Origin of the sequence: Paenibacillus sp. Dod16 (genome assembly GCF_049893405.1) — a bacterium.
Taxonomy (GTDB): domain Bacteria; phylum Bacillota; class Bacilli; order Paenibacillales; family Paenibacillaceae; genus Paenibacillus_AQ.
In genome coordinates this window covers 171,856-196,546 of record NZ_JBNDYG010000001.1, presented here as the reverse complement: position 1 = coordinate 196,546, position 24,691 = coordinate 171,856, and the positions used below count along the sequence as shown (strand labels likewise).

The following is a 24,691-nucleotide window of genomic DNA, read 5'->3' as shown; positions in this document are numbered from 1 at the left end:
AACAGCTCTTAGGGGCCTTGCAGCAACCATCGTAAATTCCCTTCGTTCTCTTCTCTCATTCAATGTATTTATGTTTAAGCGTCTACCCGGGCCATGACTTGAGCCGAGAGCGATAGAATTTTGCGATTCGCATCGGCGAGGGATTCGCCGCGCACGGCAAAATACACTTTGATCTTCGGTTCGGTACCGGAAGGTCTCAGGCAGAACCAAGATCCGTCATCAAGCAGATACTTTAACACATTTTCCTTCGGCAACCCGTCCAGGCCTTCGGCATAATCAAGCACCTGCTTAACCGGCACGCCTCCGACTTCCCCTGGCGGATTATCGCGCCAATCGGACATCTTCGCTTGAATCTGGGCGACGCCATCCTTACCCTTGAGCGTCCGGGATTCCAGTGTCTCGAGGAAATAACCGAACTGCTCATACAGCTCCTGCAGGACATCGTACAGTGTCTTGCCTTGTCCTTTATAATAAGCGGCTGCTTCGCATATGAGCATCGAGGCCAATACGGCATCCTTGTCGCGGGCATAATTGCCAGCCAAATAGCCGTAACTCTCCTCATAACCAAACAGATACGTATGGCTGCCGGACTCCTCGAACTGGGTCATTTTCTCACCAATGTATTTGAAGCCTGTCAATGTATTAAAGACGGTGGCACCATAATGCTCGGCAATCGCCGCCCCCATCTCACTCGTTACGATCGTCTTGATAACCGCACCATGATCAGGCAGCTTACCCGCTTCCTTCAATTGACCCAGCAAATAGTGGATCATAATCGCGCCGGATTGATTGCCTGTCAGTACCACGTACTCGCCCTGGCTATTCTTCACGACAGCCCCCATACGATCCGCATCGGGATCCGTCCCGATCAAAATGTCAGCTCCCACTTTCTCGCCCAGCTTCATCGCGAGGGTAAAAGCTTCCCGCTCCTCCGGATTCGGGGATTTGACGGTGGAGAAGTTAGCATCCGGCTCGGCTTGCTCCGGAACAACATGAATATGCTTAAAGCCAATGCTCTTAAGCACGCGCTCTACGGGTGCTTGCCCTGTTCCATGGAGAGGCGTGAATACGATATGGATATCTTCGCCCAGCTTGGATTTGATAAGATCCCGGTTCACGCTGACACTCGCCACCGTATCCGCAAAAGCCTGGTCCTCCGCTTCGCCCAGCCAAACCAGCAGGCCTTGAGCCTCTGCATCCGCTTGAGACAGCCTCTTAACCGCAGAGAAGGAATCCACCTCCTGTATCCGGGCAATCACGTTCTCTGCTTCGTCCGGTACCAGCTGGCCGCCTTCACGGTTGTACACCTTATAACCGTTGTATTCCGGCGGATTATGGCTTGCCGTGATGACAATCCCTCCGATAGCACCCAAGTGACGCACGCTGAATGACAATTGCGGCGTTGATCGCAAAGATGGATACAGCTTCGCTACAATCCCGTTTCCGGCCAAAACCAAAGCAGCCTCTAACGCAAATTCCGGCGAGAAATGCCGGGAGTCATGGGCAATGACAACTGAAGGCTTACCCTCAGCGGTGCCGTGAGCCTCCAAGATATACTGTGCAAAGCCTTGCGTTGCGCGGCCTACCGTATATTTATTAATCCGGTTGCTGCCTGCACCGATAACACCGCGCAGACCGCCCGTGCCAAATTCCAGATCACGATAAAACCGTTCCTCCAGCTCTTTGGTGTCGTGCTCGAGTGAACGCAGTTCCTGTTTCGTCTCCTCATCTACATAAGGATCATTCAACCAACGTTGTACCGTATCGATTGTTCTCTGACTCATCTCTGACATGAAAAAAAGTCTCCCTTCCTCATCCAAACAAGAATAGTCTGAAAATTACTCCTTATCCGCGAGAGCAAACATAATTTCTCCCTCGGCAACTACACGTCCATCCACTGTAGCGGTTGCTTTCCCTTTACCGATCATGCCCTTCAAACGAATGATCTCGACTTCCAGCCGCAGCGTATCACCCGGTACCACTTGCCCGCGGAAACGGAAACCGTCAATGCCCGCCAAAAAGCCCAGCTTTCCCCGGTTGCTCTCTACATTAAGAATCGCAACAGCACCGACCTGCGCCAAAGCTTCCACAATCAGGACTCCCGGCATAACAGCATATTCAGGGAAATGGCCGACAAAAAAAGGCTCATTGATCGTTACGTTCTTGATGCCGACTGCTCGTTTGCCGTCCTCAATCTCCACAATTTTATCGACCAGCAAAAACGGGGGGCGATGGGGAATAATTTCTTGAATCTGTTTGATGTTCAACATAGTATTAAAATCCTCCTTATGTACGTACCCGCCAAGCATAGCGTTTGAAAAGGGTTGTTCGTTCCATTTGCTGCCGCTGTGCCGCTTTCTCAAGCCGCGGGAGGTATTATTTACGGGCTGTATCATGCTTTCTCTTGAGGTTTTCTTAACGAATTTCAGATCATGTGCATAAAAAGAAGGATCTGCGGAAAAAATGATGGATATCCTTCACCGCTGCAGAAGTGAAGGTTTTAGATAAGGGGCTTTCTCCCATCGGACACTTGTGTACGAGGAGAGGGCCCTTTTACAAGTTTTTTGGGGTCCCCGCAAAGTATTTGGAATAAGCATCGCAGCATAGGCTCCACTTTGTGGGGTTATTTTGTATACATCCGTCCATTGTCATGAAATGACAAAGTTAATACGCAAGTCCCATCCCATTATACCGTTTAACCCCAAAAAAAGAAAACTCCCTTAAAGGGAGTTTGGCATCTTATCTCAAGACATTGTGGTCACCTTGACCTCTCGTCACGGTGCAAAAATCAAATCAAAAACATGCTTCCATGTGCCCCATTCAAACACTTCACCGAGCTCCTGATCGCCGAGGACAACATATCCGAAGACCATGCCTCCGAATAATGCCAATACGAGCAATACAGGAATCATGATACGGACAGCGATTTTCCATCCGGATGTCTTGGATCGTTTTTTGGCGTTTGATTCACTCATGATGCCCACCTACCCTCGCATTGTGTTGGCAAGGTTCATCATGGTATCGCTTGAACTAAGCGCACGTGCCGTCAGCTGGTAGGCCCGCTGAACTTCCATCATTTTGGTCATTTCATCGGTCAAATTGACATTCGATTGTTCAATAAATCCGGAAAGCACCTTCGATTTCGGAGGCTCGCCCGGAGCCGACGGTGTTAAATCGAACACATCGCCTTCCGTCAATCCGCTTCCTACGACGAACAGGTTATCGCCAACAGCGACCAAGCCCTCCGGACGCTCAAGCTCAACCAGCTTCAAGGTTGCATAAGGAGCCGTTCGACCCGTTGGGGTCTCCACGATAATCTGCCCTTTCTGGTTAATGGCAACTTTCCCCTTGGCCGGAAGCGAGATTGGATTATTGTTCACGTCAAGTACAGGATAGCCTTGTGAATTGACCAGCAGCAGGTTGTTTGGGTTCCGGGCATCCGGAGATACATGAAATCCGCCTTCGCGGGTATATCCAATCGCGCCATCTCCCTGAACGGCAAACATGGCTTGTCCATCAATCATCAGATCGAGCGGATTACCGGTTTCCTTCATGGCCCCCTGCTCCATGTTCTGCACGACGGAAGATAGTCTCATGCCATACCCGAGTGTATAGCCAAGCGGTGTCGCGCGGCCCGTCCGGTCGAAATCCTTGTGATGCCGCTGAACCTGCGTCAGCACATCTTCAAAGGATCCCTCCTTTTTCTTATAACCAGCCGTATTGACGTTTGCTATATTGTCCGCAATGACATCCAATCGCTGCTGGAGGGCATTCATCGACACCATGGCGCTAATCATCGAGTTGTTCATCACTTACCTCCCGTGGGCTCACATTTTCATACAGCAGTTGTGCTGCCTGCCTACTTACAAACACAGCTTAGACTCGGCCGATCTCATTGACCGCCTTCTCCAGCGTTCTGTCGTAATACTGAACGATTTTTTGGTTTGTTTCATACGCGCGCAGCGCAGCTGTCAATTCAACCATCGATTGCGTCGGATCCACGTTGGACCCCTCGATGAATCCCTGGCGGATGACTCCGTTATCACCGGGTGCCATAAAACGCACTTCCCCGTCCGGATCGGCCATACGGAACACGCCATGACCTTCACGAATCAGTCCATGAGGCTCGCTCACGATGCTGACTCCGAGAATGATGCCTGTCCCATTGCCTTCTGCGTCCATGATTTCTCCTTGCTCATTCACTGTAAAGTTACTCGCCGAGCCTGTCAATACAATCGGTCTGTTATTGTTATCCAATACCTGATAGCCGCTCTCGCTCAAGAGGCTGCCATTCGGGCTAACCCGGAAGCTGCCGTTACGGGTATAACGGGTATCCCCATTCTCATTCTGAACCGTAAAAAATCCTTCCGGCCGGTAGATCACCTCGCCGTTCTCATCCACGTATCTGCCGGAAGCATCAAATGGATAAGGTTGGCCCGTTGCCGGATTCTGTACTGTAAATGAGGATACCAACGCAAAGTCTGTTGACTTGCCCGTTTCACGGAGCGCGCCTTCCGTATAAAGCGATATGCTCTCCTCAGCGTAAACACCCGTGTTGAACTTACCCAGCTTCCGCCCCGCATTCGTCGAATCATTGCCGCCGATCATGGAGACAAGAACTTCAGGGAACGAACGCTGTACGCTGTTGGTTGCCTTGTAGCCTGTCGTGTTGACGTTAGCGATGTTCTGCGTCACCGTATTATGTCGCTGCTCCTGAGTCATCATCCCTGAAGCGGCTGTATATAGACCTCTTAACAATGAAGGCACTTCCCTTCCAAAATAGATGCGTGAATGGCCGCTGCGCTGACCGATTGTATCTCCAATCGCTGCTGTTCAGCATGACCATTGTATAAATTGCAGACCTATGTAGCTGCATCGTATGGATACAGATTGATAATCCAATATCACGTTTCTATTATCTATATCGGAAGGTTAGAACTTTTTCTTTACGACCTTGTCCAAATTATCCAGCATAATTCCCGTTCCCTTAACCACACAATGCATCGGATCCTCCGCAACAAGCACCGGCACCCGCAGCTCGTCCGTTAACAGCTCGTCCAAACCATGAAGCAATGCGCCACCGCCGGTCAATATGACGCCGCGATCGATAATGTCCGCTGACAGCTCCGGCGGGGTCCGCTCCAAAACGGATTTGGCTGCGAGTACGATCGATGACACCGGATCCCACAGAGCTTCCTGCACCTCTGCCGAAGACACCGTTACGGTAAACGGCAGTCCCGATACCATATCGCGTCCGCGAATATCCATCTCAGCTTGTCTACCGCCTGGACGAACCGTTCCGATCGCTACCTTCAAATCTTCTGCCGTCCGTTCCCCGATCAGCAATTTATATTTATGCTTCACATACTTCGTGATCGCCTCGTCGAACTTGTCCCCCGCCATTTTAATCGAAGAAGCGGTGACGACATCGCCCATGGACAGGACGGCCACATCCGTGGTGCCGCCCCCGATGTCCACAACCATGTTACCGCTCGGCTGGAAAATATCCATCCCTGCGCCAATTGCCGCTGCCTTCGGTTCTTCTTCAAGGAACACATCCCTTGCGCCGCTGCGCTCAGCCGCTTCCCGGATCGCCTTCTGCTCTACCGAAGTAATGTTGGTCGGTGCACAGATGAGGATTCGGGGCCGGCTGTGCCAACTGCGCGCGCCCACGCGATCAATAAAGTACTTCAGCATCGCTTCCGTAATTTCGAAGTCGGCGATGACCCCGTCCCTCAGCGGGCGGATCGCCGTAATGTTGCCGGGAGTGCGCCCGACCATGCGCCGTGCTTCCTCACCGACGGCAAGGACTCGTTTGGTGTCGGTCTCAATAGTGACAACGGAAGGTTCGTCTAACACTACCCCCTTCCCCTTTACGTGAATGAGCACGTTCGCCGTTCCGAGATCGATTCCAATATCCTTGCTCAACATCATGAAAAGCCCCCAAAGTGTTATTTTATGGTAAAAGAGTCTGTTCGCTGTACCGAACCATCCTTCGACATAATCTAGCAATCGATGATGATCTTCGGCAAAACAGGTCCCATATTTCGATCCTATACCAGCTTTTAACATATCATACTTTAGGGGAGGGATTCAACGTCAATCTAGTGACCTAAGCCCTAACAATCAGGATTTCGCCGTGGCCACCGGTTCACGGTTGCTGCCGGTTTTTTTGTACTTGATCTTGGTAGCTTCTCCGCCTCTCAGATGGCGGATGGATTTGTGGTATTCGAGAATGTGCTTCACCTGATCCGCCAGGTCCGGGTTGATCTCCGGCAGACGTTCGGTTAAGTCCTTATGCACCGTGCTCTTCGACACGCCAAATTCTTTGGCTATAGTTCGAACCGTATGCCTCGTTTCCACGATACAGCGTCCGATCTTAATGGTCCGCTCTTTGATGTAATCGTGCACGCTCCCGCCTCCCTATTGTGTGGATAGTTTGGTACATTATATGAGGGGCATGACGGGATATTCTCGGTTTCAAGGGGTGACAAGCTTACTTGGACCCATTTATTTTCTGGACATGCCCGTGACGGACAAGTCTAAAATGTCCAAAAAACAAGGCCCGGCAAGGGTTGGACTTGCCGTCCAAAACCGCAACAAAAAAAAGACAGGATCACAAGATCCTGCCCTCTTCAAGTGCGCGGTGGGCGCATGGCTACAAAGAAATGAAATTATTTTTGCGGAAGCACGCTCACAGGGTTGACCAGTTTCCCGCCCTCGTACACTTCGAAGTGCACATGGTTGCCGAGATCCTTCTCAAGCTCACTGCGCCCGGCAGTCGCGATGGAATCGCCCTGCTTCACTTCAGCGCCTTCCTTCACTTTCACTTCGTTCAAGCTTTGGTACACGGTTTTCGTGTCACCTGACGTAATTTCCACAACGTTGCCGTTAACCGGATGATTCTCGACCCGGGTCACCTTACCTGTCAGTGCGGCACGAACTTCAAACATCGTGTCATCCGCAGCAGCCAAGTCGATTCCCATATTCGGCGTAAAGGTGTCATTATACTGCACCATCGCCTCTTGATGCGAATCCGGGTTCGTCTCGTCAAAGTAAGGCTTGACGATACTTACCGCCACGTCGTCGGCTACAGGCCAGATCATCGATTGCGCGTTGGCCGTCACTTCTACAGCTTCTCCGTCGTTGCCTTCGGTTGCAGCAGGCTTCTCCGAGCCTTGAACTGAATCCGATACGGTTGTTGCTTCCTCTTGTGGGTTCAGCGTCTTTTGGCTGGCGTCCTGGTAGACCCACACGAGGGTTAGTATAATTGCCGCTGCTGCTAAGTATGCTGCCGGGAACACCCACCGTTTGGATAATGCTTTCTTCCACGAAGATGACGGTACCGCCGAATCTCCTTGCACAATTTTAGGAGTTTCTTCGTGGGGTTTACTATTTTTGTTCTGTTCATTCATTTGCAATCACCTCAGTAACCATTGTTACCGGGGGCAACTCTTTTATACGTTATCTAACTATTATTTTTTTGAGAGGTTGTTCAAAAAGTCGTCTTTTGATCACGAAGTGAATCAAGAAGTAGTTCGGCATCGAATCTTGAATTCAGCTGGGCCTTCCAGTGCTCACGTCCCCAAAAAGTACGCTCCGCTCCTCAGGCCCTAGCTTCATTCACCCTTCTCGGTGCTGAAAATCCGACCTTTTGAATTTCCACTTAAAGAGAGAAGATTTGAAGTTTTGTCAAAAGAAATATTCGTATAATAGTGCGCCAGAATCTCTTTCGCTTCATATCCTTCACGGGCCATGCCCTCTGCCCCGTATTGGCTCATGCCCACGCCGTGACCGTTGCCGTAGGTCGTTATCTCAATCTCGCCGTCTTTCATATGAAGGGTGAATTGGCTCGAACGAAGCCCCAGCTTCTCTCTCACCTCGCGACCGGTGAACTTCTTGCCGCCGACCCGTACGCTCTCAATTCGATGACCTTGCGTATACGAGAGTACTTTCAAAAAAGAAGCTCCCCCATCCCCGCCTGCCGATACCGGTACGGCTCCATCCACCAGACCAAGCTTTCTTATGAATTCCGAGCGGGGCATCGTGATCGTTGTCTTGTACTTCGGTGAAATCTGCTTATCCCATGGACTCTCCACGCTGCGCAGGTAGGGAATCTCGTTCTTCCAATAATCCTCTGAATTTTCGGTATAACCGTTACTGGTGGAGAAAAAAGAAGCGGTAATCGGCTGACCCTCATACGTCATCACCACTCCTGCCGTTTCCTTTACCGCTCGCTGGAGCTTCGCCAGCTCGGCTTCCTTCCCGAGCCGCTGCCATTCCTTTGTCAATTCGTCTTGGGCGATGTAAGCCTGGTGGCTGACCGTATCGGTCACCACGGCCTTGCCGTCCGGCACGCCGCTGCGGTCGCCGGAGGCCAGCCGCTGCACGATATAAGTCCGTGCCGCGATGGCCTGGGCCTTGAGTGCCTCCAGCTGGAACTCGGCCGGCATCTCGGCGGCCAGAACGCCGACGAGATATTGTTCCAGCGGCAGTTCCTCCACGGTATCCGTCTTGGTTACATAGACGGATACCGTGGGCTCTTCCGCCGCCTGCGGCTCGGCGGAAGGCAGCGGGGCAGGCCCCGGCGGAAGCGGCTCTGGTGCGTTGTTGCCAGGGGCAACCACCAGCAGAGGCAGCGCCAGCGCCAAGGCCAGCAGCACCGCCACCGCCCAGACGGCAGGGTGCACCCGCACCCGCCGCCTTCCGGCGGCCGGGCGCCGCGAGGCAAAGCCGCGGCGCCCCCAGCGCGCAGGCCGCACACGGAACGTGCGGCCGCCGCGCGGCACGCGGCCCGCTGCCGCTGGCGCGAAGCGCTGCGGCTCGGCCGCGGAATGCGGGCCCTGCGGCATCGCCGCTGGCCCGCCGGGGGCTGGCGCGGCGCCGTGCGCAGGCGCGCCAGCGGGGCTTCCGGGCGGCGGCGTATGGGCCGCCCGCGTGCTGTGGCCGGACTGGCCGAAGGCGTCCGGCGCTCTCCCCGGGCCGCGCTGCCCGCGCGGCCCTTCCTGTATATCCTTTTTATCCGGATTGGAATCATGGCTATGTGCTTCAGTCGATCCGGTTTTCTTCTCAAGTTCTCCTGGAAAGTCCCACTTCAATACGGGAGCAGCCGATCCCTCGGATGGTACCCGGTATGATTGAGAATTTCCTTCCTTCAAATCGTCTCTTGAATCAATCGCTCTTTTTTTTCCTGCAGAATTCACATTCACCCGAACCTTTGAATCTTTCATTGCACTTCCCTCCTGTGCCTTTTCCCCTGGTATATACTCTTGTACATGTTCCTGCACGCTCTACTTATACTTATGAGACACGGGCATTTGATAGAACTATTCTAAGAGAAAGGACAAAGTCACATGGATGAAGAACCCAGTCACTGACTGCAAGCAAGCTGGCAAAGAGTCTCCCAGTCAACCGGAATTTCAACATAAGAGAATGAATGATAGCCTATGGTGATGCATTACAAAAAAGAAGGAGCTTCGCCCTTATCGGCAAAGCTCCTTCTCCTATACTCTATTGTGGTCTATCCTGAGTCTCCAGATCCATCCTGTTGTTTACACCCAGGTAGGTTGAACTTTGAAAACTTTTGCGTCTTCTGTTTCGCCTGCCACTTTTTTCGAAACCTTCTCCGAGCTCTGGTCCTCCGTTGAAATACGCCAGATATCCGCGCCAAGTCCAGACAGCTTTTCCGCTAAATGAACATAACCGCGATCAATATGCTGTACGCCGCCAACTTCGGTAGTCCCTTCCGAGACGAGCCCGGCTAATATCAAGGCAGCCCCTGCACGCAGATCCGTTGCGGTTACTTTGGCTCCTTTAAGCTTAGCTCCGCCCGTAACGATCGCAGAACGTCCCTCAACCTTGATCTCCGCATTCATCAGCTGGAATTCATCCACATGCATAAAGCGGTTCTCAAATACCGTTTCCGTAACAACACTTGTACCCTCGGAAACCAGCAAAAGCGCCATCATCTGGGACTGCATATCCGTTGGGAAGCCAGGATAAGGCAAGGTTTTCACATCAACCGACTTTAATGGTTTGTCAGCGATAACACGAATTCCATTCTCGTCCGGTTCAATGGTAATCCCCATCTCTTCCATCTTGGAAATAACCGGTCCAAGGTGGTCCGCAATGGCTCCTTCCACATATACATCCCCGCCCGTGATCGCAGCTGCAGCCATGAAGGTGCCTGCTTCAATCCGGTCAGGAATCACGTTATGCTTGACGCCATGCATCTGCTCAACGCCCTCGATCCGAATCACACCCGTGCCCGCACCGCGAACTTTGGCACCCATCGCATTCAGGTAATTCGCTAAATCGACAATTTCCGGCTCTTTCGCCGCATTTTCGATTACCGTGATTCCTTCAGCCAATGTAGCAGCCATCATAATATTTTCAGTAGCACCTACGCTGGCAACGTCCAAATAGACCTTCGCCCCACGCAATCTGCCATTGCTTTTAGCTTCAATATATCCTTGTCCGAGGCTGATCTCTGCCCCGAGAGCTTCAAATCCCTTTAGGTGTTGGTCAATGGGTCTTGTGCCGATAGCACAACCCCCGGGAAGCGAAATCCGGGTTCGTCCACAACGTGCCAATAAAGGCCCCATGACCAGAAAAGACGCCCGCATCTTCCGCACCCATTCATAAGGCGCTTCACATGTCGTTATGTGCTCTGCATTCACACGTATCACTTCATCCTGATATGTAATGCCCGCACCAAGCGACTCCAATACTTTACTGATTGTAATTACATCGTCAAGAGGAGGCGCGTCAATAATAACACTTTCCCCAACTTCCCCTAGTAGAGAGGCAGCGATGATCGGAAGAACTGAATTTTTTGCTCCGCTGACTTTGACGCTTCCGGTCAGTCTTTTGCCACCGCGGACGATAAATTTGCTCATCATGGTTTCCCTCCGCGTCCATAATTTTCCTGATTGCGTGTGTTAGTGATTAGTTGTTGCTAATTCCCTAACTTTCATCTTAACATTAGAGATTTCCGCTAAACAAGCGATTTTCGAACTATTTATGACATCTGATTCGGTGTCCACATCAGGTTTCAGAAATCCATGATGCCACCTTATGAAGCATCTGTTATCCGCAGTATGGACCTACGAAAGGTACCATGACCGACCAGCACTTGTCAATGCATAACAATTACCGGGTGAACATTATAGTCCGGAAGTCATACCGTCCGCCCGATCAATTTCTTATTTTAAGTGTTAACATAATAAAATGCGTTTATTCGACATCTTCTCCCCAAGCAACCTAACAGAGATATAACCATTCATGCCGCAATTAAAACAGACGAGTAAAATATCGCCAAACACATAACCATCATGCAACAAATGTTTGATTACTAGCTGCAGCACCTCGTGTTATGTATGACGCTCATTCTCTGCGTTAAAACATATATCGGATCATTTGACTCCATGTAATATAGTCAATTAGGAATTCAGCCACGAATCGTCCAAGCACCACCGCCAGCAGCAAATGCAGCAGCTTTCCCTGCGGCCCTTTTGGATGACGGACAATCAAATCCAGCTTCAGTTGTTGTAATGCCCACCAAGCCAGTGCGATACAGATCAGCGAAATGACAATAGACAACAACCCGTTAACACCTACAGCACTGATTGAATTAGATAAATCCTGGTTCATACTCCCTCCTCCTTCATAAATTATCCTGCCCTTTCAGGACCGACTCTTCTATAATACTTGGCTGGAGGCTAAGAATCCAGCACTTTCTATACGACATTTCCTCGGAAATAATAAAGTTTATCGACAACTTCCCAAAACGATCATGTATGCGCTATTAGATGAAGTCTAAATTTCCATTTATTACACTTGAAAAATACATCCAGTAGCCAGAATCATAGTATAGTTTTATATCTCGAACTTCTATTTATACCGATGATATAACAAAAAAATGCCTAGTCTTTGAAAATAATAATGTTCACAGACCAGGTATAGCTGAATAGGGGCACGAAAGATGAATATTTATGCATCAAATAAATCTATGCCTCTGGTCCTTTCTATGAGTAATCGATGCCTGTGGACCCAGTAATGCCACCAATCAAAGTTGTATATCATCAGCCCCATTGTCCCAATAGAATATCCACCCTATATGTGATTTAGGATGTGAGATAGACATATAAGATCCCCTCCTTCTCCTTTTAATGCCGGGTAATACACCTTAAATCGAGCACTTTCATAACAAATATGGGCTTTCAACTCCTAGAATAGAGCACAAAAAAAGACAGCTTGGCTGTATCATTACAGCAAGCTGTCTTCGTTCACCTTATTAGTTCCGCGTCACTTTAATCCGGTTCATCGCTCTTTGCAGAGCCATTTCGGCGCGACGATGGTCGACTTCATCTTGTCTTCCCTTCGCATTCAGGCGGGTCTCAGCTCTTTCCTTCGCGGCTTCCGCACGCTCCAAATCGATTTCTTCCGCTTTCTCTGCGCTTTCCGCCAGGATGACAATCTTATCTTTACGGACTTCGACGAAACCGCCTTGTACCGCAAACGGGGTTCTCTGGTTGCCAATCTTCACATAAACTGGCGCTATCTGAAGCGGCGTAACGAAGGAAATATGACCTGGCAAAATACCCAGCTCTCCCTCGACCCCACGCACCGTAACACTGTTCACCTGCTCAGAGTAGACCAGGCGGTCCGGCGTTACGATTTCCAACAAAATGGTGCTCACTTCCATCCCTCCTCACCGTTTTCCGCAGAAAACTCGCGCAGCAGACCTCACAGTCTCACTAGAAGCACTGTTCCGGTCTGCCGATCACGGAGCGTCAGCTTACAATGTTTTTGCTTTTTCAACTGCCTCTTCAATCGTACCTACGAACAGGAAAGCCGCTTCCGGAAGGTGGTCATGCTTGCCTTCCAAGATCTCTTTAAAGCTGCGTACAGTTTCTTTAACCGGTACATATTTACCCGGGATGCCGTTAAACTGCTCGGCAACGTGGAAAGCTTGGGAAAGGAAACGTTGAACACGACGAGCACGTCCAACAATCGCTTTATCTTCCTCGCTCAGCTCATCCATACCGAGAATCGCGATGATATCTTGAAGCTCGTTATAGCGAGCCAAAATTTTCTTAACGCCTTGAGCAACATTATAGTGCTCTTCGCCCACGATTTCCGGAGCCAAGATACGGGAACTGGATGCAAGCGGATCTACCGCAGGATAGATACCCATCTCGGAAATTTTACGCTCCAGATTTGTCGTTGCGTCCAAGTGAGCAAACGTTGTAGCCGGAGCCGGATCCGTATAGTCATCCGCCGGTACATAGATAGCCTGGATGGATGTAACGGAACCTTTTTTGGTAGAGGTAATCCGCTCCTGCAAGCGTCCCATTTCGGATGCCAGCGTTGGTTGGTAACCTACCGCGGAAGGCATACGACCCAGAAGGGCGGATACTTCGGAACCCGCTTGAGTAAAGCGGAAGATGTTATCGATAAAGAGAAGTACGTCTTTACCTTCTTGATCACGGAAATATTCCGCCATCGTCAAACCAGTCAATGCTACGCGAAGACGGGCACCCGGAGGCTCGTTCATTTGACCGAATACCATCGCGGTTTTGTTGATAACACCGGAATCACTCATCTCGTGGTAAAGGTCATTACCTTCACGAGTACGCTCACCTACGCCGGCAAATACGGAAATACCGCCGTGTTCTTGGGCGATGTTGTTGATCAATTCCTGGATCGCAACGGTTTTACCTACGCCGGCACCACCAAAGAGACCGATCTTACCGCCTTTTTGGTATGGAGCAAGCAAGTCGATGACTTTAATACCCGTTTCAAGCATTTCTGCTTGCGTAGAAAGCTCATCATAAGCAGGAGCTTCACGGTGGATCGGGTTATTAATTTCGGATACTACGGCACCTGCATTATCGATCGGCTCACCCAATACGTTAAATACACGGCCAAGTGTAGCGGAACCTACAGGGACCGTAATCGGTCTGCCCAAATCCACGGCTTCGATACCGCGAACGAGACCATCCGTGGATGACATCGCGATACAACGAACCAGATTATCACCCAAATGATTGGATACTTCCAAAGTCAAATCAACCGAGCGGCCGCCTTCCAGCGTAGCTTCAATCTTGACAGCATTAAAAATCTCGGGAAGATGACCGCGCTCAAATTCAATGTCAACTACAGCACCTGTAATGCTGACAACGCGTCCTTTTTTCATTGATTCGTTTTCCCTCCTACCCGCTCACCTCTAGCGGTGAACGATGATCGTAAAAGCGGCTTATTCATGACATGGCCGCATATCCGTTAAATACTAAGTTAAGAATTCGGACCGTGCATTATTGCTGAGCGTTTGCTCCGCCCACAATCTCGGAAATTTCCTGGGTAATGGCAGCCTGACGAGCACGGTTGTAAGTAAGGTTCAACTCGTTGATCATCTTGCTTGCATTCTTCGTTGCGGCTCCCATAGCAGTCATCTTCGCACCCAGCTCACTTGCCTTCGCATTCAGCATCGCACTGAAAATCAATGTTTCCGCATATTTCGGAAGCAGTACCTCAAGCACGCCTTCAGGGGACGGTTCATACTCATAACCCGTCAGGTTCTCAGCGCTGCCGATGTTCTCCATGGGCAGAAGCTTGGAGATCTCCTGGAGCTGAGTCAAAGCATTCACGAATTGGTTGTAACACACGTATAACTCATCAATCTGACCCAGCTCGTATTGATGAACCGCCGCGTTAGCGATGGTCTTAATGTCTGCATAGGTCGGACTATCGGATAAATCGGTGAGTTCCTCCACAACCGGAAGTTCACGACGGCGGAAGTAATCCCGTCCTTTACGTCCGATTACAAACAGGCAATACTCATCCTTGGACTGATGGCGTTCTGCGATGAAGTTCGATACTTTTCGCAAAATGTTGGAGTTTGATGCACCAGCAAGACCGCGGTCGGAAGTGATCACCAGATAACCGGTTTTTTTCACTTCACGCTTTTCCAGCATCGGATGGCTGATTCCCTTGGTTCCAGCAGCAATGCTGCCAACCACTTCTTTCAGCTTCTCGGAGTATGGAAGTGCGGAGGTTGCCTTCTCCTGAGCTCTTCTCAGCTTGGCGGCAGCAACCATTTCCATCGCCTTGGTGATCTGCCTTGTGTTTTGAACACTCTTGATCTGCCGCTTAATATCACGTAATCCTCTTGCCATGTTTTCACCACCTTAAAGCTTTGGCGAAGCCAAAGCTAACTTCGTAAGCAAACACCTAGCTTTGGCGAAGCCAAAGCTAACTTCGTAAGCGTAGACTAAGCTTTGGCTAGGACCAAAGCCGTACCTTTTGTAAAAATCACTTTGGTCACAGCCAAAGCTACATTCCATATGATGAAAGAGGATGCCGGGCTTACCCCGGCTCCCCTCCTATTACTTACCTGAGGAGCTTAAACCGAAGCGGCAAAGCCCTTCTTAAATTGATCGATTGCCGCTTTCAATGCGTTTTCGTTATCGGACGTCAGATCCTTCGTATCCGTAATGGATTGAAGAATTTCCGGTTTATTGCTTCCAATAAACGCAAGGAATTCGCTCTCGAAACGACGAACATCAGCAACCTCGATATCATCGATATATCCTTTAACGGCTGCGTACAAGCTAACCACCTGTTGTTCAACGGACAACGGCTGGTTTACACCCTGTTTCAGGATTTCCATCAATCTTGCACCACGGTTCAAACGAGCCAAGGTTGATTTATCCAGATCCGATCCGAACTGGGAGAACGCCTGGAGCTCACGATATTGCGCAAGATCCAGCTTCATGCCGCCTGCAACCTTTTTCATCGCTTTGATCTGCGCGGAACCACCGACACGGGATACCGAAATACCGACGTTAATCGCTGGACGCTGACCGGAGTAGAACAACTCAGACTCCAGGAAGATCTGTCCATCCGTAATTGAAATTACGTTGGTTGGAATGTATGCAGATACGTCAGAAGCCTGTGTTTCAATAAATGGCAGCGCGGTTAATGAACCACCACCAAGTTCATCGTTGAGTTTCGCTGCACGTTCCAGCAAACGGGAGTGCAGGTAGAAAACGTCACCCGGATAAGCTTCCCGACCCGGAGGACGACGGAGGAGCAAGGACAACTCACGATATGCTGCTGCTTGTTTCGACAAGTCATCATAGATGATAAGTGCATGCTCGCCCTTGTACATGAAGTACTCACCCATTGCGCAGCCTGCGTATGGAGCGATGTACTGCAGTGGAGCCGGCTCAGAAGCCGAAGCCGTAACAACAATCGTGTACTCCAGTGCGCCATGACGGCGAAGCGTTTCAACAACCTGTGCTACAGTGGATTGTTTTTGCCCAATGGCTACATAGATACATTTAACGCCGCTACCTTTTTGGTTCAGGATCGTATCGATCGCAACGGTGGTTTTACCCGTTTGGCGGTCACCGATGATCAGCTCGCGCTGTCCGCGGCCGATAGGTACCATCGCGTCGATCGCTTTAATACCTGTCTGCATAGGCTCATGTACGGATTTACGGTCGATAACGCCTGGTGCGCTGCTCTCAACTGGACGGTAGGCAGCCGCTTCGATCGGGCCTTTGCCGTCAAGCGGTTGACCCAGCGGATTGACAACGCGTCCTAGCAGAGCTTCACCTACAGGAACCTCCATAATACGTCCTGTGCGCTTAACCTGATCGCCTTCCTTGATTTCAGAGTAAGGTCCCAGGATAACGACACCGACATTGCTCTCTTCAAGGTTCAGCGCCAGACCGAACACGCCGTTCTGGAACTCCAAAAGTTCCCCGGACATCGCGTTCTCCAGGCCGTACACGCGAGCAATACCGTCACTTACTTGAATTACCGTACCTACTTCAGAGACAGTGATATCGGATTTATATTCTTCAATTTGACTTTTGATTAAAGTACTGATTTCTTCAGGTCTGATACTCAACGTTTTCACCCCTATCTACTATGCTCGTCTATTAAAAGACTTTTCAAGACGTTCCAGCTTCCCGGCAAGGCTTCCGTCATAAAGCTTGTCGCCAATGACAACTTTCAGGCCGCCGAGCAAACTCTCGTCCACAACATTGGTCACCCGGATATTCTGATGGGCTAACTGTCCGAATTCCGAAGCTACCTGTTCTTTTTCCTGATCGCTAAGCGGGTAGGTGGAGTACACAGTGGCGTCCGCCAATCCTAAGCTCGCACCTTGTATCTTCACATAACTGTTCAGCAGTTCAGCGAACATTTCTGTACGCCCTCTGTCGAGAAGCAATTCGATCGTGTTCAATACAGGCTGCGATACCTTCCCTGCCAACGCCTGGCTGATTACGTTCATCTTCACGGACTGGGGAATATTCGGCGTGGAGATGAATTTCTGAATGTCGGCATCGCCTTCAATGGCATGCACAACAGCGCGCAATTCCTCTTCCACTTCCAGACCCTTCTGCTGCTGAGCCGCCACTTCGAACAGCGCCCGCGCATACCGCTTGGCTGCTACTGTATTTTGGCTCATGGTCTGCCTCCTACCTCTTTAAGGTATTGATCCACCAGTTCTTCTTGCATATTGTCATTCTTAACTTCTTTTTCAAGAAGCTTGGAAGCAATTTTCACGGAAACGCTGCCCAGCTCGTTGCGAAGCTCAGCAACCGCTTTGGTTTTCTCGTTTTCAATGTCGCGTACTGCGTCAACCTTAATGCGTTCCGCTTCCTCCTTAGCGAGCCCAACGATTTGCTCGGCTTGCTTGCTGCTAGTCTGTCTGGAACGCTCGATAATATCGTGAGCCTCTTGACGTGCCTGATTCAGTGCTTGTTTTTGCTCTTCAACATACTGATGCGCCTGCTCACGTGTTTTCGAAGCCTCGTCCATTTGGCTCAAAACCAATTCCCGGCGTTGCTCCATAATCGCAAACAATTTACCGAATGCGAACTTATGAAGCAGTACATACAGAATAGCAAATGCCAGAATTGAAATTAAAATAGTCTCCCAAAGTACTGCCATGGTTTAAAAGTCACTCCTTTCCGTTAATGCGAAGTGCAGTTCTTAACAAAACGAAGGCGCGGATGGCATCGGCCCTCCCCGCCAAACCGTTGTATTCTTATTAAGAAAACATGATCAAGAAAGCAATAACGGTAGCAGCGAGTGGAACTACCTCGACGATACCAACACCGATAAACATTGTCGTTTGCAACGGACCACGAGCTTCAGGCTGACGAGCGATAGATTCTACTGTTCTACTTACGATCATACCGTTACCAAGACCTGCGCCAAGAGCGCCCAAACCTACTGCAATAGCTGCTGCCAAAAATTCCATTGTTAAATATCCTCCTTAAAATTGGTTCAAAATTTTGAAATATTGTTTTGATATAATGATCTCTTTCGAATCCTCCATGACGTTTGCGGCATGATTCGTCCGAGCTTATTAATGAGCTTCTTCTTCATGAATCGTAGTTTGCGCGATGTACACCATCGTCAGAATTGTAAAGATAAACGCTTGCAATGCACCAACGAAGATACTAAAACCTTGCCATACCGCCAGGAATGGAATCCCGAGGAAACCCATTTTTAGAATAACGGTAATGAGTACTTCCCCTGCAAAAATGTTTGCAAACAAACGGATAGCAAGCGCAATCGGCTTCGCCAAGTTCTCGATAATATTCAGAGGGAGAAAGATTGGGAACGGCTCAATGTAGTGCTTCAGATAGTGCTTACGATTCAGCTTCAAGCCCAGATAGTTCATGAGAATGAACACGACAATCGCCAGCCCCGCGGTGACCGATACGTCAGCCGTCGGCGACTTCCACCACAAGACGTGCGCCAAATGCCCATCATGAAGGTCTTTCGTCGCTTCGATCGTAAAACCGAAGACCTTGAAATTCGCAGGCAAATCGGTAATAACTGCGAACGGAAGTCCGAGCAGGTTGGCCACGAAGATGAACAGAATCAAGGTCAAGCCGAGCGAGATGTATGCTTTTCCTTTTTTCAAATCCATAGCGCTAGCTACGATGCCTTGCACAAATTCTACGACCCACTCCATGAAGTTCTGCATTTTGGAAGGGTTTTCGACAGATAGATTCCGAACCGACAACCGAGCAAGAACAAAGACAATAATCCCCGTTACAAGCAGCATGATGACAGCTGATAGGTCAAGTCGAAATCCACCTAAATCAATAATCGGTGATTCATGCATGAAATTGTTTTCACCCCTTTCCAATAAGCGTTGATCAATTCTTGGTTCTCAAGCTAACAATGATGCTGACTGGAATGGTCAACAATTGGGGAATGAACAAACCCACAATCGTCGCGGCGAGCGACACGGGTTCAAGCCTCGCAGCAATCATCACAATCAAAAACGCGATACAAAGTCTTGTGACAAATCCAAAACTGAAACGTCTGCGCTCCCGGCTCACCGCCAAATCCGCAAGCTGCCTCACTTTAATGGAAAGAAAGCGTACGTTGAACAAGCCGCCAACCATACCCAATATCAAGCCTGATATTTCAGGTCGATATTCCGGATACATTGCCCATCCCAAAAACAAAGCAGATAATAAGAGTATTGTTACTCTAGTTACACCGTTCACAATGGATGTAGTCAAATCATTCACTTTGCGCCCCCAAATACTTCTTAATGAGAAGAGCAATATTCAAAATCCCTATACAGAGCCCTATAACGGTTCCAATCGCCAACCAGTATCTGGGCCCGTCCAGCCATTCAGCCAGCCATCTTCCCGCAAAAAAACCGATGAGAATGTAAGCGGCAAGCAAACCGCCCGCCCCGCTAATGTATAGCGCTATCAACCAAGGGTTATCTTGACTTTTCGGATTTTTCATATGAACCTCTAATCCCAACTCATTTTACTGAATATAACAAGAGTTTGTCAATGAATCGATTTGATGGATTTACCGTGTAAAATCGGCGTTTTGAGCAGTCTAAATAACGCAAAACGCCGCGGTAACCGTACAGTTCAACTGTATGCTGTCCCCTTGCCCATCAGAATACGGTAAACTATACCTTTGTGAACATTCTGTGAAATTCTTCTGGACGCTCTTTTCGGATGCCAAAATGGTGCAAAATCGCATTGACAATTCGCTGTGAAGCTTGTCCATCGCCATACGGATTAGCAGCCTTGCTCATCTTTTCGTAGAGCTCCTGATCGGTCAGAAGAACCTTAATGCGTTCATACACATTTTCCTCCTGGGTGCCTACCAGCTCCAGGGTACCGGCCTCAATGCCCTCCGGACGTTCGGTCGTATCCCGAAGCACCAGCGTCGGCACGCCGAATGACGGAGCTTCCTCCTGCATGCCGCCGGAATCCGTAATGATGAAATGCGTATGGGTGTAAATATTGTTCATATCCACGACATCCAGCGGATCAATTAGCTTGATGCGCGGGTGATCTCCCAGAATGCGATGAGCCGGCTCTTTAACAGCTGGGCTTGGATGTACAGGATATACGATGGCAATATCCTCAAATTCATCGGCAATGCGCTTTACGGCTTCAAATATTTGACGATGCGGCTCCCCTTGGGATTCGCGGCGGTGTGCCGTCATCAGGATCAAGCGTTTGCCCTTCGCCCAGTCCAGAACCGGATGGGTATAACCTTCGCGCACCGTGTACTGGAATACATCCGTAGCCGTGTTACCCGTTACATAAATGCGGGAATCCGGCTTGTTCTCCTTGCGGAGATTCTCGGCGGACCAGTCCGTCGGCGCAAAGTGAAGATCAGCAAGCACGCCGGTCAGCTGACGGTTCATCTCTTCCGGATAAGGATTCAGCTTGTTCCATGTGCGCAGACCCGCTTCCACATGGCCGACTTGAATCTGCTGCAGAAAGGCTGCATAGCTGGCCAGGAACGTTGTCAGCGTATCGCCGTGCACCAATACAATATCGGGCTTGGCTTCACGCAGAACAGGTTCAAGACCCTCCAGGACGCGCACGGTGATCTCGTTGAGCGTCTGACGGTCCTTCATGACATCCAAATCATAATCCGGAACAATCTTGAACACATCCAGCACCTGATCCAGCATTTGCCGATGCTGCGCAGTAACACAAACGACCGATTCGATATGCTCAGGGTGACGTTGAAGCTCTAGAATTAGCGGCGCCATCTTGATGGCTTCGGGGCGGACCCCAAATATCGTCATCACTTTCACTTTTGACATGTTTGAAAATACCCCTCTTTGCTTGTTTTCAAATATTCAAGACGTACGAGTGACTGGCTTGGCTCTTATTTCGTGCCGTACAGCCGATCCCCTGCATCACCAAGGCCCGGTACGATGTAACCATGGTCGTTAAGACCCTCATCGAGAGCAGCAACATAAATGTCCACGTCCGGGTGGGCATCATGGACAGCCTTCACACCTTCCGGTGCAGCCACGAGGTTCATCATCTTGATCTGGGTACAGCCGCGTTTCTTCAGCACGTCGATCGCAGCGATAGCGGATCCGCCCGTCGCGAGCATCGGATCAATGACGATCAATTCCCGTTCCGTCACATCGGTTGGAAGCTTCGTATAATATTCTACAGGCTGAAGCGTTTCGGGGTCACGGAACAATCCGACATGCCCTACCTTTGCCGCTGGAAGCAGCTTCACAACGCCGTCCAGCATGCCCAGACCGGCGCGCAGGATCGGAACCAAGCCGAGCATGCGGCCGGAAATGACTTTCCCTTGGGTTTCAGCTACCGGCGTCTGCACGGATATCGATTCAAGAGGAACCTCCCGCGTAATTTCATAAGCCATCAAAGTCGCGACTTCGTCTACCAATTCGCGAAAGTCTTTTGTGTTAGTCCGCATATCGCGGATAAATGTAAGTTTGTGTTGAATCAACGGGTGATCACAAATCACCAATTTTCCCATGTCTGGTCCCTCCGGTTTGAGTACAAATGTTATTTCAATATGGGCGTAAATATTTGTGAGCTCCATAAATCCTGTCTATTATATCATTCCCTCTAGTCAATTGACACCTGCACGAGTCATGTTTTATTCCATGAGTTTTTGACCTTATAACGGAATCGGATCTTCTTCTGCCCTGAACCTAGGTTTTCCATTCTCGCCTATATTGATGCTAACCGCGAAAGGACCTGACTGGGAAAATGAGAGCATAGCAATCTGGCCAGAATGTTCATAGCTCCTAAAAGGACCCCACCTGCATCAGGCGGGGTCCTTATATCATAGGCTTCTTACGCGAAGGAAACTGTGATTAATATTTCATTTCAGCATAGAGAGGATATTGATCGGTAAGCTCAGCCACCAAACGGCCTGCTTTTTCGAGCGTTGCCTCGTCTTTCGGCTGCTTCAATGTCATGGCGATAATTTTCGCGATGTTCACCATCGCTTGCTCATCCATACCGCGGGAAGTAACCGCAGGGGTACCAATACGGATACCGCTCGTTACGAACGGGCTGGTCGGATCAAACGGGATGGCATTCTTGTTCACGGTAATCCCGATCGAGTCCAGAACCTTCTCCGCGTCTTTGCCGGTGATGTCCAGATTACGGGTATCCACCAGCATCAGGTGGTTATCGGTTCCGCCGGAAACGATGTTCAGGCCTTCCTCGATCAGGGTATCGGCCAGCACTTTCGCGTTCTTCACGACATTCTCTGCATACGTCTTGAAAGACGGATCCAAGGCTTCGCCAAGCGCAACGGCTTTGGAAGCAATCACATGCATGAGCGGGCCGCCTTGGGAGCCGGGGAATACCGCTTTATCGATCGCTTGCGCCCAAGCCTTTTTGCACAGAATCATACCGCCGCGAGGTCCGCGAAGCGTCTTATGCGTCGTTGTCGTTACAAAATGGGCATGCGGAACCGGATTCGGATGAAGACCTGCCGCAACGAGTCCTGCAATATGAGCAATGTCGACCATGAACAACGCGCCTACGTCATTGGCGATGGCAGCCAGCTTTTCAAAATCAATAATGCGAGGATAGGCACTTGCACCCGCCACGATCAGACGAGGGCGATGCTTGAATGCCGCTTTGCGGACTTCGTCGTAATCGATAAGGAACGTGTCTTCTTGCACGCCGTAGGCAACGAAATTGTACAGAAGGCCGGAAGCGTTAACCGGGCTTCCGTGAGTCAAATGGCCGCCATGGGCCAGGTTCATGCCGAGCACGGTATCTCCAGGCTTCAAGGCCGCCAAATATACCGCCATGTTCGCTTGGGCACCGGAGTGCGGCTGAACGTTGGCATGCTCGGCTCCGAACAATTCTTTGGCGCGGTCACGGGCGATATCTTCCACGATATCCACACGCTCACAGCCACCGTAATAGCGTTTGCCAGGGTAGCCTTCCGCATATTTATTCGTCAGCACCGTCCCCATTGCTTCCATAACCGCTTCGCTGACAATATTCTCAGAGGCAATCAGCTCAATGTTGCTGCGTTGACGCTTCAGCTCCAAATCCATCGCTTCCAATACAGCCGGGTCACTCTTCCGCAAATGTTCCATCATGTTCATATCCTCCCATAATCCATCGTTATTTTTTCTTGCAAACTTAAAACTACAAGTTGTCATCATTGAAAAAGCGAGTTCTCATTCGAATCAATCGCACAGCGTGGAATCATCCCTCTGCTCGAGTCGGTACACCGCACGTTCTCCGCCGATCAGCTTGGGGCGGGTATAAGCCGCAGTTACGCGCGCCTCCCCGATATAACGCTCGGTCGGCCGGAATGGAACCGCCACTCTCCGCAAATGCATGCCGATCAGCGTCTCGCCGATATCGACACCCGCATGGGCTTCAATCGATTCCGCAAGGCAGGGCTCCTTCATGCTGCGGTAAGCTGCAGAAGCCATCGACCCGCCCGCACCCGGAATGGGAACTGCCGCCACTTCCGTCAAGCCCAGCCGCTCGAGCAGCTCGCGTTCCATGACAAGCGCACGGTTCAGATGCTCACAGCATTGATAGGCCACCGCGAAACCGAATTCCGCTTGAACCGCGGCAATGCCCTGGAGAAGCTGCTGCGCCGTTTCAAGAGCGCCGCCCGTACCGATTCGGCGTCCAACCACTTCACTGGTGCTGGCTCCGATGACCAGCACTTTACCCGGGCCTAAATCGGCCGCTTCGGCCAGTTCGCGGACAATACGCGCTGTCTGTTCGTTCAAGGAAACCTTGGAGATATCCGTCATGTCACAGTCCTCCCGATGATTTTTTCACAGAAGATGCTTCAATCCCATATCACGATAGCCGCAGCTGTATTACGCGTTCACTTATCGCGATTCATTCTTCAGGTAACGCTCCTCGATGGCCTTGATCTTGTTCACGCGGCCGACATGGCGCTCGCCATGACTGAAATCCGTCGTCAGCCATGCGCTGACGATTTCGGCAGCAAGTCCGGGACCGACGACACGCTCACCCAGCGCAATCACGTTGCTGTCGTTATGCTCGCGCGTCGCTTTAGCTGAGAACACATCATGTGTCAGCGCGCAGCGAATGCCCGGCACCTTGTTGGCCGCAATGCTCATGCCGATCCCCGTACCGCAGATCAGAATGCCGCGGTCCGCTTCACCCGAGACGACCTTCTCGCACACCGGAAGGGCATAATCGGGATAATCCACGGAGTCGGAACAGCCGCAGCCCAGATCCTCCACCTCGTGTCCAAGACCCCGAATGACTCCCACGATTTCCTCTTTCAGACGAATGCCGGCATGATCCGTACCCAATGCAATTTTCATCTATGAAAAACCCCCTCGTATGTTCGCTTTTGCGTTTTAGCTTGTTTC

General features: G+C 50.4%; 26 protein-coding genes. All 26 read right to left on the bottom strand.

The genetic code is table 11. The features are described 5' to 3' along the window. Nucleotides 1-74: 74 nt before the first annotated feature. Nucleotides 75-1,793: a phospho-sugar mutase gene (locus ACPV3A_RS00850; RefSeq protein WP_426197890.1), complete on the bottom strand. Its 1,719-nt coding sequence runs from the start codon at nt 1,791-1,793 to the stop codon at nt 75-77. Nucleotides 1,794-1,838: 45 nt separating this feature from the next. Next, the gene (gene fabZ, locus ACPV3A_RS00845; RefSeq protein WP_007133270.1) at nt 1,839-2,270 is read right to left on the bottom strand and encodes a 3-hydroxyacyl-ACP dehydratase FabZ; all 432 of its coding nucleotides are present in this window, start codon (nt 2,268-2,270) and stop codon (nt 1,839-1,841) included. Nucleotides 2,271-2,774: 504 nt separating this feature from the next. Beyond that, on the bottom strand, nt 2,775-2,975 hold the full coding sequence (locus ACPV3A_RS00840; RefSeq protein WP_119846156.1) for a DNA-directed RNA polymerase subunit beta: 201 nt from the start codon (nt 2,973-2,975) through the stop codon (nt 2,775-2,777). Between the two features lie 9 nt (nt 2,976-2,984). Then, nucleotides 2,985-3,809 carry a flagellar hook-basal body protein gene (locus ACPV3A_RS00835; protein WP_194539934.1) on the bottom strand — a complete coding sequence of 275 codons (825 nt, stop codon included), beginning with the start codon at nt 3,807-3,809 and terminating at the stop codon, nt 2,985-2,987. A gap of 67 nt (nt 3,810-3,876) precedes the next feature. After that, complete coding sequence (locus ACPV3A_RS00830; RefSeq protein ID WP_194539935.1) at nt 3,877-4,758, bottom strand: flagellar hook-basal body protein; 882 nt, start codon at nt 4,756-4,758, stop codon at nt 3,877-3,879. Between the two features lie 174 nt (nt 4,759-4,932). Beyond that, complete coding sequence (locus tag ACPV3A_RS00825; RefSeq protein WP_063479709.1) at nt 4,933-5,931, bottom strand: rod shape-determining protein; 999 nt, start codon at nt 5,929-5,931, stop codon at nt 4,933-4,935. Nucleotides 5,932-6,126: 195 nt separating this feature from the next. Further along, a complete protein-coding gene (gene spoIIID, locus ACPV3A_RS00820; protein WP_009594246.1) occupies nt 6,127-6,411 on the bottom strand; it encodes a sporulation transcriptional regulator SpoIIID in 285 nt (94 codons plus the stop codon). A 263-nt stretch (nt 6,412-6,674) separates the two neighbouring features. Beyond that, nucleotides 6,675-7,415 carry a peptidoglycan DD-metalloendopeptidase family protein gene (locus tag ACPV3A_RS00815; protein WP_426197889.1) on the bottom strand — a complete coding sequence of 247 codons (741 nt, stop codon included), beginning with the start codon at nt 7,413-7,415 and terminating at the stop codon, nt 6,675-6,677. A gap of 204 nt (nt 7,416-7,619) precedes the next feature. Beyond that, on the bottom strand, nt 7,620-9,230 hold the full coding sequence (gene spoIID, locus ACPV3A_RS00810) for a stage II sporulation protein D (RefSeq protein ID WP_426197888.1): 1,611 nt from the start codon (nt 9,228-9,230) through the stop codon (nt 7,620-7,622). 321 nt (nt 9,231-9,551) lie between these two features. After that, the gene (gene murA, locus ACPV3A_RS00805) at nt 9,552-10,898 is read right to left on the bottom strand and encodes a UDP-N-acetylglucosamine 1-carboxyvinyltransferase (protein WP_181469847.1); all 1,347 of its coding nucleotides are present in this window, start codon (nt 10,896-10,898) and stop codon (nt 9,552-9,554) included. 499 nt (nt 10,899-11,397) lie between these two features. Continuing rightward, nucleotides 11,398-11,652, bottom strand: coding sequence for a DUF1146 family protein (locus ACPV3A_RS00800; RefSeq protein ID WP_194539936.1), 255 nt, complete (start codon nt 11,650-11,652; stop codon nt 11,398-11,400). Nucleotides 11,653-12,295: 643 nt separating this feature from the next. Beyond that, nucleotides 12,296-12,700: a F0F1 ATP synthase subunit epsilon gene (locus ACPV3A_RS00795; protein ID WP_100540954.1), complete on the bottom strand. Its 405-nt coding sequence runs from the start codon at nt 12,698-12,700 to the stop codon at nt 12,296-12,298. Between the two features lie 99 nt (nt 12,701-12,799). Continuing rightward, nucleotides 12,800-14,200: a F0F1 ATP synthase subunit beta gene (gene atpD, locus ACPV3A_RS00790; protein WP_076323983.1), complete on the bottom strand. Its 1,401-nt coding sequence runs from the start codon at nt 14,198-14,200 to the stop codon at nt 12,800-12,802. A gap of 118 nt (nt 14,201-14,318) precedes the next feature. Next, nucleotides 14,319-15,179 (bottom strand): ATP synthase F1 subunit gamma, encoded by an 861-nt coding sequence (atpG, locus tag ACPV3A_RS00785; RefSeq protein ID WP_194539938.1) that lies wholly within the window; start codon nt 15,177-15,179, stop codon nt 14,319-14,321. Between the two features lie 227 nt (nt 15,180-15,406). Further along, on the bottom strand, nt 15,407-16,921 hold the full coding sequence (atpA, locus tag ACPV3A_RS00780) for a F0F1 ATP synthase subunit alpha (protein ID WP_071218871.1): 1,515 nt from the start codon (nt 16,919-16,921) through the stop codon (nt 15,407-15,409). A gap of 18 nt (nt 16,922-16,939) precedes the next feature. Next, nucleotides 16,940-17,485 carry a F0F1 ATP synthase subunit delta gene (locus ACPV3A_RS00775; protein WP_071218870.1) on the bottom strand — a complete coding sequence of 182 codons (546 nt, stop codon included), beginning with the start codon at nt 17,483-17,485 and terminating at the stop codon, nt 16,940-16,942. Then, nucleotides 17,482-17,970, bottom strand: a complete 489-nt coding sequence (gene atpF, locus ACPV3A_RS00770; RefSeq protein ID WP_220687297.1) for a F0F1 ATP synthase subunit B — start codon at nt 17,968-17,970, stop codon at nt 17,482-17,484. The genes ACPV3A_RS00775 and atpF overlap by 4 nt, the downstream gene beginning before the upstream one ends. A 100-nt stretch (nt 17,971-18,070) precedes the next feature. Further along, the gene (gene atpE, locus ACPV3A_RS00765; protein ID WP_006213098.1) at nt 18,071-18,283 is read right to left on the bottom strand and encodes a F0F1 ATP synthase subunit C; all 213 of its coding nucleotides are present in this window, start codon (nt 18,281-18,283) and stop codon (nt 18,071-18,073) included. A 108-nt stretch (nt 18,284-18,391) separates the two neighbouring features. Next, nucleotides 18,392-19,159, bottom strand: coding sequence for a F0F1 ATP synthase subunit A (gene atpB, locus ACPV3A_RS00760; RefSeq protein WP_220687296.1), 768 nt, complete (start codon nt 19,157-19,159; stop codon nt 18,392-18,394). Nucleotides 19,160-19,193: 34 nt separating this feature from the next. Further along, a complete protein-coding gene (locus tag ACPV3A_RS00755; protein ID WP_220687295.1) occupies nt 19,194-19,574 on the bottom strand; it encodes an ATP synthase subunit I in 381 nt (126 codons plus the stop codon). Further along, nucleotides 19,567-19,800, bottom strand: a complete 234-nt coding sequence (locus ACPV3A_RS00750; RefSeq protein ID WP_220687294.1) for an AtpZ/AtpI family protein — start codon at nt 19,798-19,800, stop codon at nt 19,567-19,569. Before ACPV3A_RS00750 ends, ACPV3A_RS00755 begins: the two co-directional genes overlap by 8 nt. Nucleotides 19,801-19,975: 175 nt before the next feature. Then, on the bottom strand, nt 19,976-21,133 hold the full coding sequence (gene wecB, locus ACPV3A_RS00745; RefSeq protein WP_113059552.1) for a non-hydrolyzing UDP-N-acetylglucosamine 2-epimerase: 1,158 nt from the start codon (nt 21,131-21,133) through the stop codon (nt 19,976-19,978). 65 nt (nt 21,134-21,198) lie between these two features. After that, on the bottom strand, nt 21,199-21,828 hold the full coding sequence (gene upp / locus ACPV3A_RS00740; RefSeq protein WP_006213103.1) for a uracil phosphoribosyltransferase: 630 nt from the start codon (nt 21,826-21,828) through the stop codon (nt 21,199-21,201). A 343-nt stretch (nt 21,829-22,171) separates the two neighbouring features. Then, complete coding sequence (glyA, locus tag ACPV3A_RS00735; RefSeq protein ID WP_426197887.1) at nt 22,172-23,422, bottom strand: serine hydroxymethyltransferase; 1,251 nt, start codon at nt 23,420-23,422, stop codon at nt 22,172-22,174. A 90-nt stretch (nt 23,423-23,512) separates the two neighbouring features. Beyond that, the gene (locus tag ACPV3A_RS00730) at nt 23,513-24,097 is read right to left on the bottom strand and encodes a TIGR01440 family protein (RefSeq protein ID WP_339220347.1); all 585 of its coding nucleotides are present in this window, start codon (nt 24,095-24,097) and stop codon (nt 23,513-23,515) included. An 81-nt stretch (nt 24,098-24,178) separates the two neighbouring features. After that, a complete protein-coding gene (gene rpiB, locus ACPV3A_RS00725) occupies nt 24,179-24,643 on the bottom strand; it encodes a ribose 5-phosphate isomerase B (protein WP_194539941.1) in 465 nt (154 codons plus the stop codon). Between the last annotated feature and the right edge of the window lie 48 nt (nt 24,644-24,691).

Coding starts and splice junctions, on each gene's coding strand:
- ACPV3A_RS00850 (WP_426197890.1), bottom strand. CDS start 1,793: ATGTCAGAGATGAGTCAGAGAACAATCGATACGGTACAACGTTGGTTG.
- fabZ (WP_007133270.1), bottom strand. CDS start 2,270: ATGTTGAACATCAAACAGATTCAAGAAATTATTCCCCATCGCCCCCCG.
- ACPV3A_RS00840 (WP_119846156.1), bottom strand. CDS start 2,975: ATGAGTGAATCAAACGCCAAAAAACGATCCAAGACATCCGGATGGAAA.
- ACPV3A_RS00835 (WP_194539934.1), bottom strand. CDS start 3,809: ATGAACAACTCGATGATTAGCGCCATGGTGTCGATGAATGCCCTCCAG.
- ACPV3A_RS00825 (WP_063479709.1), bottom strand. CDS start 5,931: ATGTTGAGCAAGGATATTGGAATCGATCTCGGAACGGCGAACGTGCTC.
- ACPV3A_RS00815 (WP_426197889.1), bottom strand. CDS start 7,415: ATGAATGAACAGAACAAAAATAGTAAACCCCACGAAGAAACTCCTAAA.
- spoIID (WP_426197888.1), bottom strand. CDS start 9,230: ATGAAAGATTCAAAGGTTCGGGTGAATGTGAATTCTGCAGGAAAAAAA.
- murA (WP_181469847.1), bottom strand. CDS start 10,898: ATGAGCAAATTTATCGTCCGCGGTGGCAAAAGACTGACCGGAAGCGTC.
- ACPV3A_RS00800 (WP_194539936.1), bottom strand. CDS start 11,652: ATGAACCAGGATTTATCTAATTCAATCAGTGCTGTAGGTGTTAACGGG.
- atpD (WP_076323983.1), bottom strand. CDS start 14,200: ATGAAAAAAGGACGCGTTGTCAGCATTACAGGTGCTGTAGTTGACATT.
- atpG (WP_194539938.1), bottom strand. CDS start 15,179: ATGGCAAGAGGATTACGTGATATTAAGCGGCAGATCAAGAGTGTTCAA.
- ACPV3A_RS00775 (WP_071218870.1), bottom strand. CDS start 17,485: ATGAGCCAAAATACAGTAGCAGCCAAGCGGTATGCGCGGGCGCTGTTC.
- atpF (WP_220687297.1), bottom strand. CDS start 17,970: ATGGCAGTACTTTGGGAGACTATTTTAATTTCAATTCTGGCATTTGCT.
- atpE (WP_006213098.1), bottom strand. CDS start 18,283: ATGGAATTTTTGGCAGCAGCTATTGCAGTAGGTTTGGGCGCTCTTGGC.
- atpB (WP_220687296.1), bottom strand. CDS start 19,159: ATGCATGAATCACCGATTATTGATTTAGGTGGATTTCGACTTGACCTA.
- ACPV3A_RS00750 (WP_220687294.1), bottom strand. CDS start 19,800: ATGAAAAATCCGAAAAGTCAAGATAACCCTTGGTTGATAGCGCTATAC.
- wecB (WP_113059552.1), bottom strand. CDS start 21,133: ATGTCAAAAGTGAAAGTGATGACGATATTTGGGGTCCGCCCCGAAGCC.
- upp (WP_006213103.1), bottom strand. CDS start 21,828: ATGGGAAAATTGGTGATTTGTGATCACCCGTTGATTCAACACAAACTT.
- glyA (WP_426197887.1), bottom strand. CDS start 23,422: ATGATGGAACATTTGCGGAAGAGTGACCCGGCTGTATTGGAAGCGATG.
- ACPV3A_RS00730 (WP_339220347.1), bottom strand. CDS start 24,097: ATGACGGATATCTCCAAGGTTTCCTTGAACGAACAGACAGCGCGTATT.
- rpiB (WP_194539941.1), bottom strand. CDS start 24,643: ATGAAAATTGCATTGGGTACGGATCATGCCGGCATTCGTCTGAAAGAG.